Annotated in this window: 12 protein-coding genes; 3 read left to right on the top strand and 9 right to left on the bottom strand. The window is 62.4% G+C overall.

Going from position 1 to position 16,415, the window contains the following annotated elements; translation table 11 throughout:
- Nucleotides 1-34: 34 nt before the first annotated feature.
- Both RID42_10530 and dctP read right to left on the bottom strand, forming a co-directional pair.
- On the bottom strand, nucleotides 35-595 hold the full coding sequence (locus tag RID42_10530) for a TRAP transporter small permease (protein MEQ8248101.1): 561 nt from the start codon (nucleotides 593-595) through the stop codon (nucleotides 35-37).
- A gap of 64 nt (nucleotides 596-659) precedes the next feature.
- Nucleotides 660-1,778 carry a TRAP transporter substrate-binding protein DctP gene (gene dctP, locus RID42_10525; protein MEQ8248100.1) on the bottom strand — a complete coding sequence of 373 codons (1,119 nt, stop codon included), beginning with the start codon at nucleotides 1,776-1,778 and terminating at the stop codon, nucleotides 660-662.
- 150 nt (nucleotides 1,779-1,928) lie between these two features.
- Between dctP and RID42_10520 the strand changes: the two genes are divergently transcribed.
- Nucleotides 1,929-3,350 (top strand): M20/M25/M40 family metallo-hydrolase, encoded by a 1,422-nt coding sequence (locus RID42_10520; protein ID MEQ8248099.1) that lies wholly within the window; start codon nucleotides 1,929-1,931, stop codon nucleotides 3,348-3,350.
- Nucleotides 3,351-3,354: 4 nt separating this feature from the next.
- On the opposite strand, the gene RID42_10515 is transcribed toward RID42_10520, so the two are convergent.
- From RID42_10515 to RID42_10485, 7 genes are read right to left on the bottom strand one after another with little or no spacing between them, the layout of a single operon-like run.
- A complete protein-coding gene (locus RID42_10515) occupies nucleotides 3,355-5,022 on the bottom strand; it encodes a hydantoinase B/oxoprolinase family protein (GenBank protein ID MEQ8248098.1) in 1,668 nt (555 codons plus the stop codon).
- Nucleotides 5,009-6,673 carry a hydantoinase B/oxoprolinase family protein gene (locus tag RID42_10510; GenBank protein ID MEQ8248097.1) on the bottom strand — a complete coding sequence of 555 codons (1,665 nt, stop codon included), beginning with the start codon at nucleotides 6,671-6,673 and terminating at the stop codon, nucleotides 5,009-5,011. The genes RID42_10515 and RID42_10510 overlap by 14 nt, the downstream gene beginning before the upstream one ends.
- Before the next feature lie 9 nt (nucleotides 6,674-6,682).
- The gene (locus RID42_10505) at nucleotides 6,683-8,728 is read right to left on the bottom strand and encodes a hydantoinase/oxoprolinase family protein (GenBank protein MEQ8248096.1); all 2,046 of its coding nucleotides are present in this window, start codon (nucleotides 8,726-8,728) and stop codon (nucleotides 6,683-6,685) included.
- A 2-nt stretch (nucleotides 8,729-8,730) separates the two neighbouring features.
- Nucleotides 8,731-10,707, bottom strand: a complete 1,977-nt coding sequence (locus tag RID42_10500) for an ABC transporter ATP-binding protein (GenBank protein MEQ8248095.1) — start codon at nucleotides 10,705-10,707, stop codon at nucleotides 8,731-8,733.
- Complete coding sequence (locus RID42_10495; GenBank protein ID MEQ8248094.1) at nucleotides 10,704-11,570, bottom strand: ABC transporter permease; 867 nt, start codon at nucleotides 11,568-11,570, stop codon at nucleotides 10,704-10,706. Before RID42_10495 ends, RID42_10500 begins: the two co-directional genes overlap by 4 nt.
- 3 nt (nucleotides 11,571-11,573) lie before the next feature.
- The gene (locus RID42_10490; protein MEQ8248093.1) at nucleotides 11,574-12,584 is read right to left on the bottom strand and encodes an ABC transporter permease; all 1,011 of its coding nucleotides are present in this window, start codon (nucleotides 12,582-12,584) and stop codon (nucleotides 11,574-11,576) included.
- A gap of 18 nt (nucleotides 12,585-12,602) precedes the next feature.
- A complete protein-coding gene (locus tag RID42_10485; GenBank protein MEQ8248092.1) occupies nucleotides 12,603-14,234 on the bottom strand; it encodes an ABC transporter substrate-binding protein in 1,632 nt (543 codons plus the stop codon).
- A 144-nt stretch (nucleotides 14,235-14,378) separates the two neighbouring features.
- Here RID42_10485 and RID42_10480 point away from each other — a divergent pair, with 144 nt between their 5' ends.
- The gene (locus tag RID42_10480) at nucleotides 14,379-15,215 is read left to right on the top strand and encodes an alpha/beta hydrolase (GenBank protein ID MEQ8248091.1); all 837 of its coding nucleotides are present in this window, start codon (nucleotides 14,379-14,381) and stop codon (nucleotides 15,213-15,215) included.
- Between the two features lie 14 nt (nucleotides 15,216-15,229).
- The gene (locus tag RID42_10475) at nucleotides 15,230-16,384 is read left to right on the top strand and encodes a M14-type cytosolic carboxypeptidase (GenBank protein MEQ8248090.1); all 1,155 of its coding nucleotides are present in this window, start codon (nucleotides 15,230-15,232) and stop codon (nucleotides 16,382-16,384) included.
- Nucleotides 16,385-16,415 lie beyond the last annotated feature (31 nt).

The raw sequence follows: 16,415 nt of genomic DNA, 5'->3' as shown, positions 1-16,415 counted from the left end.
AAACTCCTGCCGTGCGCTCGACCTAAGCGACGCGCTAGAGGATCGGTTCACCGTCACCCTCGCTCGCGATCTGCGGCCACTCGCTCTCCCTCCCGAGGAGCACAAGAACACCGGCGTAGGCTTGAAAAAGAAAGCTAACCGCCATCATCCCCATGCCCGCTAGAAACGTGATGAAGAACGGCCAAAGCGGAAGAACGAGACTCTCCGTCATTCTGTTGCGCTCCACCATGCGCTCGGCGACCGGAATACCACGCCACACGAGGTAGGCGCAGAACACAAGCCCGAGGATCGCGCTAAAAATTGCGAGAAGCCTTGCGACGAGACGCCCCGTCTCGCCGCCTTGGGCAAGCAGCGACGGCACGAGGCTAACCCGCAGGTGCAGGTCTCGACTTTGCGTGATTGCGAAGAACAGGAAGACGCCGGACAGGATGCCGTAGGTCACGGCATCCTGCTGCCAAGAGAAAGATTGGCCAAACACATAACGCCGCACGACCTCTAGGAGGGCAAGCAGCGTGGGACCGAGTAGAAGCAGCGCAGCAACATACTGAAGGAAGCGATCCTGGAACGATCGCCAGATGATGTAGGCCCTACGCACAGCAGACCGTTTCCGGTGCGGGCGCGACCATGCTTACGCACGGTCGGCACCCGCACCTGGAACTCTAGCCCTTGAGCAGCGCGCGATACGGCCCGCAATCGAGGCTCTCGAGGGGGTCCGTACCTGGACCGTTGCTGGACGAAGCCGCCCGGCCCTCGCTCAGGTAGCGGTCGACCCATTTATCGGCATCGTCTGGCAGATCCTTCTTGAGGAAGTCGGCAACGCTGGTGCCGATCGCACTCTGCAGTGGAGCTGCTTGAGACGCCGACGCTTGGTAGACGCCCGGATCGGAAGGCGACTTAGCCTCGAACTCCTGAATTGCAAACTGGTCGTTGCACCAGCTCGCCTCGTCCTGGCGCTGCATGGCCTGCAGCATCAGCTCGCGCACCTTGTCCTGCGTCGCTTTGTTAAGGCCTTCCCACCAGTCTTGGCTCGCACCAACCCAATAGGAGTCAAAGGTGATCGTGCCGACGCCGGCTATCGTGTAGTACGGCGTCTGTTCGGTGATCGAGCGCCAGCCGCCGATCGAGGTAATGACGCCATCAAGTACGCCGGATTCAAGCGCGCTGGGTACGTCGCCGAATCCCATGACGACGGGGTTGGCTCCCCAGGAATCCATAACCGGGTTGATCGCAGCGGCAAACGTCCTGATCTTTTTGCCACGAACCGAATCAAGGGTCAGGAGCCGCTCTTTGCCCGCCACACCCAGCGCAAAACTTAGGTCGGCGAACCCAAACGGTTCGATGCCGTGGCGCGTTCTCAGGCGCTCGAGAAGCATCTTGCCGGTTTCTAGGTTTTCAAGCTCGTGAACGGCGGCGACGGTGGTGAGAACGCCAGGTTGGACAACAATTCCAAGCCAAGGATCGACCGAAGCCGTCTTGCCCGCCAGGAGCCACCCCATCTCGAGGTTACCCTGCCCCATTGCCACCATTGCGTCGGCGTCCTTATAGAGGGCACCCGCGTAGAAGTTCCGTACCTCGCTGCCCGCAGGGAACGTCGCCTCGACGCGCTCCTTGAACCATTCCATCGCGATCGCCGTTGGATGCGGCGGCGGCGGTAGGTCCGCTGAAACGCGGATGGTGACGCGCTGCAGCCCGTCCTGTGCCTGCACCGTGCCGCCAGCAAAAGACGCAACAACCAAACAAGCGGAAAACGCGAGTACGTATCTAAGTAAATTTGGCATAGAACTCCCCCCTAGAGATGTCTCGCCGCTTTCTAGACGGCGCGCATTTGTCGCCCATTCCTCACAAAGCGAGTTCGGGCATAATGAGAGTATCGACAACCCCGTTAAGGGGTCAAAGGAATAACGCCTCGCAGTAGGTCAAGAAAAGCAATGAATACCCGCAACAGCTCCGAACGGGACGATGTCCTAGCTTCTCTCGATAGCGATTTGGAGGCGCACGTGTCGCGCCTCCAACGCTATATCCGCCAACCCTCGGTCTCCGCCTACAACGACGGTATCACGGAGACGGTCACGATGTTCGCCGACGAGTTGCGGTCTTTGGGCGGCACGGCGGATATCGTCGACGGTGTCGATTTTCCTATCGTCTATGCGCGATTTGAATCCGGCGCCAAACGCACCGTCCTGATCCACGGCATGTACGATACCGTTCCGGCAAAGAGCGAGGGCTGGGTCGCGCCGCCGTTCGAGGCGCGGCGCATGACCTTCGGCGATCTCGGCGAATGTATCGTTGGGCGGGGCGCGGAGGATACCAAAGGGCCCCTCGCTTCGGTGTTATCAATGATCGCCGCCCATCGCGCGGCGGGCGTCCCGTTGCCGGTCAATCTCATTCTGGTCTTCGAGGCGTCGGAGATGGCGAGTGCGTCGCTGCCCGCCTTTGTCGAGTCCCACCTTCCAGAACTGCGCAAGGCAGATGTGGCCTACTGGCCCTGGCATACCCAGCGCGCCAACGGCACGCCTGTTGCGTGGCTCGGCGTCAAGGGCAATATGATGCTTAGACTCCGGGTGCGTGCAGGAGATTGGGGTGGCCCAGTCGGCGGCGAGGCCCACGGGCTGCACGGCATTTGGGTTGCGAACCCGGTCTTTCGACTTGTAACCGCTCTGGCCAGTCTCAAATCGGCGGACGAAAGAGAAATCTTGCTCGACGGATTCTATGATCCCGTGCGACCGCCAAGTGCCGAAGAGGAAGCGCTCGTGGCCGACCTGGCACGCCGGGTCGACCCCGAATCTCTGTTGAAGGAAGCGCACGCTAAACGATTCAAGTACGACACGCTGCTCGATGCGTTGCGCGCCTATTGCTTCAGAACGGAGATCAACGTGTCGGGCATCCAGGGCGGCATCGTGATGGAGCACGGTCACAAGACCGAGTTGCCCGACTCGGCCGTGGCCGCCCTCGACATCCGTCCCTTGGACGGCATGAGTGTCGAGCACATCGTGGCTTGTCTGCGCCGTCACTTCGACAGTACCGGCTTTCCGGAAGTCGAAATAGAGGTCGTGAGCGGTTATTCGGGCGGTGCCATGCCGCCGTCGAACTGGGCGGTACAGGCGCTCCTGGACACTTACAAGGAGGGGGGACTGGACCCCGAGGTTTGGCCGCGAACGTCGACCGCGATTGCGAGCCACCTTTTCATCGAGACCGTCGGCATTCCGTGGATCGCAACCACCTTGGGGCATTCGGGCAACAAGCACGCTGCGAACGAGTATCTACAGGTCAAAGGGTATCGCGACGCGATAGATTTCATCGTCCGGCTTATGTGGCGGCTTTCAGAGGCGGAACCGGATCGCAAAGATTAGCGAGTCAGCCGCCCTCGGGAACGGAGGCGGCCAGTCCGTCTATGCGGTCTTGCTCGATCAAGGCGGGATCTCGAGCGGTTGGATCGCCGTAGCCACCGCCACCGGCGGTCATGATCCTGACGCGGTCGCCGGCTTCAACCCGTGTCCGCGCGGTACCCACCTTGCGTTCCCGGTCGGTGCCGGGGAACAAAATTGTGCGGGTCGAGGCGGGTTGCCCTGCACCGACCAGAGACCACGGGCGGCTCTTGGTCTTTTTCATCACCGTCAGGAATTCACCGGAAGCCAGGAAGCGGATGTCGCGCCGCAGCCCGAGACCGCCGCGGTATTGGCCGGGGCCGCCCGAGCCCGGCACCATCTCAACCCGCTCAAAGAACATCGGCGTCCGCGTCTCCATCACTTCGATCGGGGTGTTGCGGACGATGCTCTGGCAGGGATGGTTGCGCGTGTCCGCACCGTCGTGCGCGGCGGTCGCGCCCCAGCCCACCGCATCGTTGTTGCTGATCGCATAGGTAGCGCCGGTGTCGGGGTGTTGCCCAATCATCATGAAACCCGGAACGTCGCCGCCGGAGGATGCCGCAAGACGGTGCGGCAGGACCGGTGCGAGCGCCTTGAAGATCAGTTCGAGAAGCACAATCCCGGTCCATTGGGTAAACGTCGGTGCGGGATAGCTCGCGTTGAACAACGTCCCAGGGTCGGCATGCACGAAGAGCGGGCGCATATGTCCGCCATTCGATGCAACCTCAGGCGTGGTCAACGCCTTGAAGGCGACTTTGCAGGTCGCAAGGGTCGACCCGAAGGGCAAGTTGACGGGCCCGGGAACGCATGGCGGCGACCCGGCGAAATCGATCTCGAATTTTCCTGCGCGGTGGGTTACCCGCACCTTCATCGTGATCGGGTCGTCGGAAATGCCGTCGTCGTCGAGAATATCTTCGGCCGCCCACGACCCTTCGGGTAGCGTTGCGAGCGCGGCGCGCGCCGTCGCCTCTCCGTGGTCGAGCAGGCGGCGCAGCGCGGCATCGACGGTGGCGGCGTCGAACTTGGCGAGAATACCCTTGAGGCGCCGGGTACCGGTGCGGATCGAAGCAACCTGCGCGTCAAGATCACCGAGCACGATGTCGGGCATCCGCGAGTTGTAGCGGAGCAATTCGTGGATTTCGCGCACCGCCGCGCCCGCGCGGAAGACATGGGTGCCCGGGAAAACAAGCCCTTCCTGGTGCATATCCGTCGAATCGATGACGTAACCAGGATCCTTTGCGCCAAGATCGGCCCAGTGCGCGCGCACGCAAAGATAGGCAAACGGCTTATCGGAATCCGGGTCAAAGACCGGCGCTGTTAGGGTTGCATCGGAGACGTGGGCGGCGTTCCAATAGGGATAGTTTGAGAGAACGATATCGCCGGGGCGCAGGTTGGCGACACCGACGTACTCCATGACCTTGCGCACCGCATAGTCGTTGGCCCCGAGAAACCGCGTCAGCCCGGTAGCCTCGGCCACGAGGTCGAGGCGCGAATCGTAGATCGAGATACCAAAGTCCCGCACCTCGTAGATCACCGGGCTGAACGCCGTACGCACGAGGGTCGCCCGCATTTCCTCTGCGGCGCTCAGAAAATAGTGTCGGATAACCTCGGTGAGTGCCGCGTCGGCGGTTGCGGCGGCGGGTTCAGTTGTGTCCATAGTCCCGCCGTGCCGCAGCCTCGGAGACAAACCCGTCACGCAGGTCCTCGGCAATGCGCGAAGGATCGCGGTCGTGCGGCACACCGTGACCGCCCCCGCCCGCGGTCAAGACGGTGATGCGCTCACCGGCTTTGACCGGGATACGTTTGGTACTCATGCGCATTTCTTTTTCGGTGCCCGGAAAGGCAATCACTGTATTGGCCTCCGGCTCCAAGCCGCCGGCAAGCGCCCAAGGACGGCTTTTGGTTTTTTTCATCACCGTCATGAACTCGCCGTCGGACAGGAAACGGATGTCGCGCCGCAACCCAAGGCCGCCACGGTGCTTGCCGGGGCCACCGGAATCTTGACGCAATTCATACCGCTCGAAAAACATCGTGGTGTTGGTTTCGAGTACTTCGAGGGGCGTGTTGCGGACGATGCTTTCCGACAGGTGCAACAACGCGTTGGCACCGTCGTGCTGCGGCGCGGCACCCCATCCGACGGGATCGTTGTTGCTCAGCGCGAAAAACTTGCCGGTATCGGGGTGGATGCCCAACATCATGAATCCGGGGACGTCGCCCCCGGAGGATGCAGAGAACCGCTCCGGCATGGCCTGGGCGAGCGCCTTAAACAGAAGCTCCAATCCCACGATGCCGGTCCACAGTGTGAAGGTTGGCGCGGGGTAGACGGCGTGAAACAGATTGCCCGGCTCGGCAATCACGTCGAGCGCGCGGGAATGGCCGGCGTTGGACGGGGTCTCCGGCGTCGTCAGGGCCTTGAACACTACCTTGCACATTGCCAAGGTCGAGCCGAACGGCATGTTGACCGGTCCCTTTTGGGTTCCGGCGGATCCAGTGAAGTCGACCGTGAACGCTTGGTCGGTGATCGTCAACGTCGCCTTCATGGTGATCGGGTCGTCGGAGATTCCGTCGTCGTCGATGATGTCTTCGGCCGACCAAGTCCCTTTTGGAAGGTCTGCCAATGCGCGCGCGGTCGTCTGTTCGCCGTGGTCGAGAATCGCAGCGATCGCCGCGTCGACCGTCTCTCGCCCGAACTTTTCCGCGATTTCTTGGAGGCGGCGTTCGCCGGTACGCAGGGCCGCCACCATCGCATTGAAGTCCCCGACAACAATGTCGGGCATGCGCGAGTTAAAACGGATCAACTCGACGATCTCGTTGTCGGGTTTGCCCCGTTTGTAGATTTTGGTTCCAGGAAAGACGATGCCCTCTTGGTGCATGTCAGTGGAATCGAGGACGTAACCCGGATCCTTTGCGCCGAGGTCCGCCCAGTGCGCCCGTACGCAGAGAAAGCCGAACGGGCCGTCAAAACCGGGGATAAAAACCGGCGCGATCAAACTGGCATCGTAGGTGTGCGCGGCGTTCCAGTAGGGATAGTTCGAAATAACGATGTCGCCGTCCTCGAACGCCGCGACGCCCAAATACTCGACAACTTTGCGGACACTGTAGTCGTTCGCACCCAAGAACATGGTAAGCCCCGGCGCCTCGGCGATGAGGTCGAGATTGCGGTCATACATCGAAATACCGAAGTCCAAGACCTCGTAGATCACGGGATTGAACGCGGTCCGAACGAGGGTAGCCTTCATTTCCTGGGCCGCTGCAAGAAGGTAACTGCGGACAACCTCGGCGGTGGCGCCGTCGATTTCTTTGCTCATCTTCGCCCCCTACCCCGCCATCGCAACGATCAGGTGGCCGTAGCGGTCGACAGATAGGGTCTGGCCAGTGTGCATGACCGTCACGGAGGTACCTTCGTCGATCAGCGCGGGACCAGCGATCGTATCCCCCGGCGCAAGGTCTGCGCGGGTGTAGGTGGCGAAGTCGGTCATTTGCCTGGTCGTGAAGCAATAGGCGCGACGCACACCGGACTTGGGCCCGGCCTTCCCTGCGGGCCGCGCCGGCAGTTCCGGCAATGTCGGTTTCGCGGTATTGCCGACCGCGCGGATACGGATGTTCAATATCTGCACCGGCGCCTCCATCCGGTGGCCATAGCGGGCCTCGTGTTGATCGCCGAAGCTTTTCACGATGGCATCGATGGCGATGGCGACCCCGAGATCGAGAGGCAAGGCATGCTCCTGGCCTAGGTAGCGCAACTCAAGCTGCCGCAGCAGCATCGCTTGGCCGTCTCGAACGCCCTGTTGGCGTAACGATTCTACCGCCTCTCGTTCGATCTCGGCGAAAATCGCGCCGAGCGCTTCGGGCGAGACTTCGTCGATCAGAGCAATATGGGTTCGCGAAAAATCGTCGACTACGTCGGCGCTCAGCATCCCCCATGCCGAGAATCCCGACGGCGCGTTCGGAACGATGACTTCCTTGAGATCCATTTCGTGGCCACACATCGGGCCGAACAGGGGCCCGGCGCCACCAAAGGCGAGCAAGGCGGACTCGCGGGGGTCGCGGCCACGCTCGACCGTGATCTGGCGCACCGCGCCCACGGTCTTTGCCATGAGAATATCGAGGATGCCCGCTGCGGCAGCCTCCGGCGTCACCGCCATCGGCTGGGCGATCGATGCCGCAAGACCCTGTCCGGCCGCCGCGTCGTCGAGACGCATGGTACCGCCAAGAAACGCGTCCGGGTCGATGTAGCCCAGAACGAGACACGCGTCCGTCACCGTCGGCTGCGTACCGCCGCGGCCATAGCAGATTGGCCCCGGCTCGGCGCCAGCGCTCTGCGGCCCGACGTTAAGGAGACCCGCGTCAAGCCAGGCAATCGAACCGCCGCCGGCCCCAATGGTGCGGATATCGTAAATCGGAATAAGCAAGGGATGGTTTTCGAGCGACGCCTCGAAGGCGGCAGCGGCGCGGCCATCCTCGATCAAGCACACGTCGAGCGAGGTACCGCCCACATCGAAGGTGATGAGGTCGTGCCGTTCCAACGCCTGGCCCAGGAAAGCCCCCCCAGCGATGCCGCCCGCCGGTCCAGAAAGCACGGTGTTCGTTGGCGAGCGCTTGGCAGCTTCGGCAGTCATCGCCCCGCCGCCGGAGCGCATGATCAAGAAGCGGCCGTCAAAGGCTTGCGCGCGCATCCGCGCCTCGAGTTCGTCAATGTAGCGTTCAAATATCGGTCGAATATAAGCGTCCAACACTGTCGTGCTGGTACGTTCGTATTCGCGGTGCTCGCGGGCAATATCGCTGGAGATCGAGACGCGCATCTCCGGAAACGCTTCGAGGATCAACGTTTTGGCGCGGCGTTCGGATGCTGGGTCGATAAACGAGAAGAGAAAGCAGATCGCAATCGCTTCGACCCGATGCTCGTCGATCAAATGGCGGGCGGCGGCAACGACACCGTCTTCGTCGAGTTCATCGACGACGCGTCCCTTGTAGTCGAGCCGGCCTTTGACGCCGGCGATGCACCGACGCCGAACCAACGGCTCGGGACGGGCGTAGGTGAAGTCGTACATGTGGGCGTCTGGAACATTGGCGCGCCCAATCAGGAAGATATCGCGGAAACCTTCGTTGGTAACGATGCCGACCTTCGCGCCACGGCGTTCCAGTACGGCGTTCAGACCAAGCGTGGTGCCGTGCGTGAAGAGCGCCGTCCGGTCGAGCGGCGTTTCCAGCGCCGCGATGGCGTTGAGCACGCCCTCCGAGGGATTGCGCGGCGTGGTCGAGGCCTTCTGAAATCGAAACGCCCCTGTTGTTGTGTCCAGCTCGATCGCGTCGACAAAGGTTCCGCCGATATCGACCGCCAGGCGCAAGTGTTTTTCCGACAACGCTAAGCCTCCACCATCGTCAATCGTTCGGCCTTCCAGCATGCAACCTGGTGGCCATTCGTCAAATTGCGCAGTGCCTGCGGGTCGTCACAGGCTGCCTCGGCGTAAGGACACCGCGGCGACAGCCCGCACCCAGGTGCTTCGTACGCTTCATCCAGGTCGCGCCGGAGTTTCGATGGCGCCACGACTCGGTCGCCGGAAAGCGCCGGTACAGCCTCGACCAATGCCTGAGTGTACGGGTGACGGGGTTGTTTCAACACCGTCTCGGCGGGCCCCTGCTCGACGATGCGGCCGAGATAAAGCACGGCAACCCGATCACAAAGACCGTGTACCGTGGCCAAATCGTGCGACACGAAAACGTACGAGCGCGTGCCGTCGGCCATCAACCCGCGAAGCAAATCGAGGATCTGCGCCTGCACCGTGACGTCGAGGGCCGACGTCGGTTCATCGAACACGATGACGCGGGGGTCGACGATGAGCGCCCGCGCCAGTGCGACGCGCTGGGCTTGGCCACCGGACAGGCGTCGCGGGTAGAGTTTTCGGAACTCCGGCCCAAGGCCGACCTGAGTCAGCGCGCGGTCGATTTGTCCATCCATATCTGAGGGCGCGGTATCCGCATTCCGTAAGGGATCGCTGACATTCTGCTCGACCGTCATGCGTGGACTAAGCGAATCGACCGGATCCTGGAACACCATCTGAATATCGCGGCGCAGGCGGCGAATGTCGGCGCGTGTCGCGTTTCCGTAGTCGAGACCGTTCACGACCGCCCGCCCGTCTGTCGGCCGGACCAGCCCCATGATCACCCGTGCCAGCGTACTCTTGCCGCACCCGCTTTCACCGACGATGCCCAACGTTTCGCCGGGGGCCAGGGCCAGCGACACCCCACGTAGCGCCCGCGGGCCGCGCTGCCCAAACTGGCTAGCGTAGCGAACCTCGACATCGTGCAACGTCACGACGGGAACCTGTGCCGTACCCTGTCGCGTATGAGTTGCCGCGGGAGCGACGCTGGGGAACGACTGCGGCTGGCCGGCACGGAAACATCTAACGATCCGTCCATCGTCGCTTTCCGTCGGCGGCGGCACGTCCATGCGACATCGATCCTCGGCCAAGCTGCAGCGCGTCTCAAACGGACAGGCCGACGGCGGAACGCTGAGGCGCGGCATGGTGCCAGCGAGCGGGACCGACAGCCGGCCGTCAAGATCGGGGACTGCCGCCAGCAAGGAACGCGTGTAGGGATGGAGCGGGTCTCTCACGACGGCCGGTGTATCGCCGATTTCGACCAGAAGACCGGCATAGAGGACAGCAATCCGGTCGCACACACCGGCGATCGACGCAACGTCGTGCGAAATGACGATGACCCCACAGTCGTTGCGCTGCGCTGCGTCACGGAAGAGCTTAAGAATATCCTTAGTGAGCGTCGGATCCAGCCCGGTGGTCGGTTCGTCGGCGAGAAGGAGGCGCGGCTTGCAGGCCAACGCAAGCGCGATCATCACGCGCTGGCACATCCCGCCGGAGAGTTCATGGGGGAAGGCGCGCAGGCGCCGTTCGGGATCGCGAATCCCTACTTCGGCGAAGCGATCGCGCGCCGCTGCCCAGGCCTGTTCTTTACCCATGCTCTGCCACCGCATGAGTCGATCGACCAGTTGCTGGCCGACACGACGTGTTGGGCTAAGGGCACCGCGCGGGTTCTGAAAACACATGGCCGCGCCGCTACCCCGATGCAACGCCATATCGGCTTCGCTGCTCTCGACAATGTTACGACCGGCAACGGTCACAGCACCGGCGAGATTGGCGCCGTCGGGCAATAAGCCGGCGATCACCCGTGCCATCATGCTTTTGCCACCGCCGCTTTCGCCGACGAGGCCAAGCACCTCCCCCTTCGCGACCTTGAGAGTGACGTCGTTGAGCGCGGCAACGGTACCACCCCGGGTCGGCAGCGAAACGTAGACGCCCTGCATATCCAGCAACGCTTGCGTCACTGTTGCTCCGAGCGTTCGAGGAAGCCTTCGCCGATCAAGTTGAAGCCGAATACGCTAAGGAAAAGCGCGATCCCGGGAAAAATCGACGTCCACCAACGCCCGCCCACGACATCGGCCGCACCCGCACTGATCATCGCCCCCCACTCGGCCTGCGGCACCGGGACGCCAAGACCGAGGAATGATAGCCCCGCCAAAGTAAGCATCGCCCAGCCGCAATTAAGCGGTGCGATCACCAGAACCGGCATCAACGCGTTGGGAAAGAGGTGACGAAAAAGGATCGACCCCCTGCTGTTGCCCGCGCATTCAGCGGCCTCGACGAAACCGCGGACACGCAGGGCTCGAATTTCGCTGCGCATGATGCGCACGTAAGCCGGGGCAAAGATCAAACCGATCGCGACGGTTAAATTGAACAGTCCGCCGCCGAACATCGCCGAGACTGTGAGCGCCAGGATGAACGCGGGAAAAGCTTGAACGATGTCGGTCAATCGCATCGCGATTTCATCGACCCATCCCCCGATGTAGCCGACGAAGCCGCCGATCAGACTGCCGACCACGACGGCGAGGGTGACGGCGGCAAGCGAGACACCGACATCGATGCGCGCGGCAAAGAGCACGCGGCTCCAAATGTCCATGCCGTTGCCGTCGGTTCCGAGCGGGTGGGCTGCCGAGGGCGGGACCAGGAACGCCGCGAAATCAATCTCCTCGGGGCCCCACGGCGACAGCAGCGGCGCGAATATCCCGCCGGCAATCACCACAGACAGAATCGCGGCGCCCGAAAGGATCAAGGGACGACTGATTTCCGCGCGCGGGCGGCGACGATGCCATGCGGACTTACCGCCGGAGATGGTTTCGACGAGCGTCATGACCTAGACCTTGATCCGCGGATCGAGCGCCGCTTGGACAACGTCGGCCACAAGAAAAGCCACGACGTAAAAAGATGCCGTCACCAGGACGTACGCCTGGATCACCGGGTAGTCCCGCAACAACAGACCCCGCAACGCCCATTGTCCGAAGCCCTGCCAAGAGAACACGAACTCGACAAGCACACTTCCACCGATCAAGTTGCCGAGTACGAGTGCTGCGAGGGTGGGCACCCGCACCATGGTTTCCCGCAGGAGATAGCCGAACAACAGTGTTTTCGGCCGCAGCCCGTGTGCCGCCGCACAGCGGTAGCTTTCGGATTGCATCACCTGGAGCGCCGACGCACGGACACTGCGCATCATCGGCGCAACGACGATGACACCGAGGGTTAGGACCGGCAGCATCAAGTGATGCAGGGCCGATACCAGCGCCGGCATATTGCCGGTAAGTATGGAATCGATAATCAGCGAGCCGGTAACGACCTCGAAATCGATGCCGGTCGAGATCCGTCCGGTCGGGCCCGGGGCAATGCCAAGAGCGGCAAAGAAGACGAGGATTAGCACCAAGCCGAGCCAAAATTCGGGCAAGGAATTTGCGACCAGCGCGCCCACTCGGGCGATGTGATCTCCGACCCTGCCGGCGTGGAGCGCGGCGAAGAGGCCGAGAACGATGGCCATGACGAGTGCCAGGAGGAAGCCCAGCACCACGAGTTCCAGGGTCCGGGGTAAGCGTTCGGCGATTTGGTCGACGACAGCGCGGTTTGTTTGAATAGAATCGCCGAAATCGCCCCGTACCACCCCCGCCATGTAAGCGCCGTATTGCTCGACCAGCGGCCGGTCGAGGCCGTACTGGGCACGGGTCCGGTCGATGTCTTCCTGGGTGGCGGTTTCCGGAACGATCGACAGTATTGGGTCGCCGGGAAGCACCCGGATCAACAGAAAACAAAAGATGCTGACGCCCACAAGAACGGGCGCCAGCATCAATAGTCTTCGCGTTATGTAGAGACCAAGCCGCACCTGACAGGTGCCACGGCCTCAGGCGTCGAGGTAGCGCAGGCGGAAGAGGCCATCCACAGGCTGGACCCAACCGGACACACTCGCGGCCACCGGCAAGTCGAAGTGCGGTTGTGCGAGGACGAGCCATGGCACATCGCGCGCCAAGATGGTTTGAACCTCGTCGAACAACCGGTTGCGGGTCGCCATGTCGGACGTCTTGTTAAGCGTCTGGAAAATTTCGACGATCCGTGCGCTGTCGTACCCGGCGTAGTTCAAAAAGCCACCGGGCGTCAGACTGGTGGCCAGCAGGTACTCGATATCGTTGACCCACATCTGCCCGCTGGCAATCTGCAACGGCAGGGTTTTTTCACGACGGCGCTGGAACAGCGTACCGGGGTCGAGCGGCGTGATCTTCAGGTCGATCCCCGCAAGCCGGGCCGCGCTAGACACGAGGACGGCCGCACGCTCCTGCGCGACGTCGCCGGCCAAAATGGCGATTTCGGACTCGAATCCGCCCGCCATGCCGGCTTCGGCGAGCAGCGCTTTGGCCTTGTCGATATCGAAACCGAACGGGTAACCCTTCGCCGAATGGCCAGGCATATCGAGTGGGACCGGACTCGTCGAACGCCGCGCATTGCCGCTATAGACATTGGAGACGATCGCATCGTAGGGCACCACATGCGCCATCGCCTGGCGCACCTTCGGGTTGTCGAACGGTGCGGTGCCCATCGCCATCGGCATGAACACAAACTCGTTGCTGGGGCTGGAAATAACCTTGATACCCTTGGCGCCGCGCATGTCGTTGATGTCGCGACGGGACAGCCCGAGGGCGATGTCGACCTCGCCCTTTTCCAACAGTAAGCGGCGGTTTGCCGGTGCCGGAATAACCTGCAGCTTGACCCGCTTCACACGCGGTTGAGCGCTCGGGAAAGACGGGTTGGATTCGAGGACGATCTCTTGCCCAGGCTTGTAGTCCACGACGTTGTAGGCCCCGCCACTTTGAGGATTCTTCGTGGTCCAGTCCTTGGCCCATGGATCGTCGGCCGTCGCGTGCTTCTTAAGTTCCTCGGAGTCGAAGACGTACAGGGAAATAATCTGGATGTGGCTGGACAGATCGCTGGGTTGCGACTGGGTAAAGCGCACCGTGTAATCGTCGACAACTTCGACCTGGCTCGCCTCGGTCAAGCCGATCAAGCGGTAGACCCCTGCGACGTTCGCCTTAGCGGCGAACGCCCGGTCCTTCGACCACTTGACGTCCTTCGCGGTAAGCGGATTGCCGCTCGGAAAGGTGACCCCTTTGCGGATCTTGAGGGTCCATACCTTTCCTTCCGCATCGCCTTCCCAGGACTCCGCGAATACCGGCACGATGTTTTCGGTGTCCATAACGGCCGCGCCGTCTTGATCTTTGACCCCATATTCGAGCATGAACGGGTAACAATTCTTCATCACCGCTAGACCGACGAGGTCGAACGCCAAATAGTCGTGATCCCAGCCGCCAAGATCGGCGGGGATGGCGATGGTGAGTTCGCTCTTGCCCTGCGCGAAGGTGCCGGTCGGGGTGAGCGTCAGCATCAAACCAAGGCCGGCGCCGAGCTCAAGGAGCTGGCGGCGCGTCGGTCCGGTGCGCTCGACGGCGGCTGCCGACGTGTCTTGTAGGTTTTTGTCTGCCACGTTTTCCTCCCTAGAATGCGCGCTATGGCAGCGCGGAATAGCGTACGGTTCTCCTGCCCCCTAAGGGCGGGCTAGGATGGGCGGCCCATGTCGCCTAGTCAAGGCGATGGGCCGCTAAGTATTTGGCACTAGGGAAGAAAACTCTTGAACGATGGCACCGCGAAAGATCCAAGCGCAGACCCGGCGATGCCACCCGAGGCGGCTCGCTACGTTGCTGAAACCGCCCGCCGCGCCGCCGCAGCAGAGCGGTCGAAACAAAAGGTATGGCGCGATGTGTCTTATGGCGGGGCGGCTCACCAGCTGCTCGACGTATTCGCCCCGCCAGACAGCCAAGGCAGCGCCCTTCCCCTCTTTATCTACATACACGGCGGCGGTTGGACCCACGGGAACAAAGGCTGGATGTCGTTCATGGCACCCGCGATCGCGGCGCTGCCGGCGATCTTTGTCAGCCCCAACTACGGCCTCGCCCCCGACCATACCCACCCGACACCGATCGAGGATTGCCTGCGCGCGCTCGCGTTTGTGCGCAATCAAGCGGCGACCTACGGCGCCGACCCCGACCGGGTCTATATCGGCGGCCATTCGGTCGGCGGCCACATTGCCGCGACAATCGCCTTGCGCCCGGATTTGCGGACCGCGCACGGCGTTCCCCCCGGTGCCATCAAGGCGTGCATCCCCGTGAGCGGTCTTTTTCGCGTCTTAGACACCGACCCGACCGCCGCCAAGGACCACGACGAGGCCAGTCCGATGCATTGGGCCGCCCAAGCGGACATGCCGTTCTACGTTTCCTACGGCGAAAAAGACTACGCCCGCATTGTCGAGGAGAATTGCGATTTCATCGCCGCCCTTGGCCGCACCGGGATCGCGCTGCGGGTCGACGAATTGGCCGGGCTGGACCACTACACTGCCAACCTCTGCCATGGCGATACAACGAGCGTGTGGTACCGAGCCGTGGCCGACCTGCTGCGCCAGTATCCCTGAAGCACGGAGCCCCGATGATCGCGATCGACAGCAATTTCGAAGGCGGCAGTATCGCCGTGCGCGACGCCAGCGATGCCGGGAACGTACGATTGAATCTCAAGACCGACGAGAACGCCGAAGAAAGCTATTGGTTTTTCTTTCGCATCTCCGGCGCGCGCGGCCAAACCTGCCGGTTGGTGATCGAGAACGCGGGCGGCGCCTTCCGCCTCGCCGAACGCAAAGCAACCGACATCCCCGGCCCCTATCAGGACTACCGCGCGTGCGGCTCGGACGATCGCGCGACTTGGTGCCGTGTACCGACGGCGTTCGAAGACGGGGCCCTCGTCATCACCGTGACGCCCGACAGCGACACGTTCTATCTCGCCAGCTTTGCCCCTTACAGTTTTGAGCGGCACTGCGGCCTAATTGCCAAGGCCGCCACGGCACCCCACGTGACGGCGGCGATGTTAGGCAGTTCACCGGATGGCAATGCGATCGATCTGTTGCAGATCGGGGCCGGCGGCCAAGGGAAGAAGATCTGCTGGATCACCGCCCGCCAGCACCCCTCCGAAACCATGGCCGCTTGGTTCGCCGAAGGCTTGATCGAACGTCTGATCGATCCGGACGACTTTCTAAGCCGCAAGCTTCTGAGGGACTGCGTCTTCTACATCGTTCCGTGCATGAACCCGGACGGCGCCCGGCAGGGCAAGACCCGGCGCAACGGCGGCAACGTGGACCTCAACCGCGAATGGGTGGACCCGTCGGCGACGCGGAGCCCCGAAGTGTTCCACGTCCGCAACCTGATGCACCGGACCGGGGTCGACTTCTATATGGACGTGCACGGCGACGAAGAGTTGCCCTACGTCTTCCTTGGCGGACCGCTCGAGGTGCCCGCGCTCACGCCGGCGATGCGGGAGAATTTCTACGCCTTCGAAGCGGCACTACAACAGGCCAACCCCGACTACAAAACGGGTTACGCCTATCCGGGCAAGCGGCCCGAGACGGCGAACCTGCAAATGGCGTGGAACTATATCGGCGAAACCTTCAAATGCCTCAGCATCTTGGTGGAGCAACCCTTCAAAGATTGCGAACACGCCCTGGACGCGGAGAAGGGTTACTCGCCGGAACGCGCCAAGCGGCTAGGCGCCGCGAGCCTGGTCGCACTGAACGCGGTCCTGCCCAGTCTCTAAGGTCGCCCGCGATAGTCGCTCCCAAAACGGA

The organism is Alphaproteobacteria bacterium (genome assembly GCA_040216735.1).
Lineage (GTDB): Bacteria > Pseudomonadota > Alphaproteobacteria > SHVP01 > SHVP01 > CALJDF01.
The sequence above is the reverse complement of the archived record's forward strand: the minus strand, read 5'-3'. Positions and strand labels throughout refer to the sequence as shown.

Bases quoted from the DNA above. Each gene is read 5' to 3' on its own strand.
- dctP (MEQ8248100.1), bottom strand. From the start codon at position 1,778: ATGCCAAATTTACTTAGATACGTACTCGCGTTTTCCGCTTGTTTGGTT.
- RID42_10520 (MEQ8248099.1), top strand. From the start codon at position 1,929: ATGAATACCCGCAACAGCTCCGAACGGGACGATGTCCTAGCTTCTCTC.
- RID42_10515 (MEQ8248098.1), bottom strand. From the start codon at position 5,022: ATGGACACAACTGAACCCGCCGCCGCAACCGCCGACGCGGCACTCACC.
- RID42_10510 (MEQ8248097.1), bottom strand. From the start codon at position 6,673: ATGAGCAAAGAAATCGACGGCGCCACCGCCGAGGTTGTCCGCAGTTAC.
- RID42_10495 (MEQ8248094.1), bottom strand. From the start codon at position 11,570: ATGACGCTCGTCGAAACCATCTCCGGCGGTAAGTCCGCATGGCATCGT.
- RID42_10475 (MEQ8248090.1), top strand. From the start codon at position 15,230: ATGATCGCGATCGACAGCAATTTCGAAGGCGGCAGTATCGCCGTGCGC.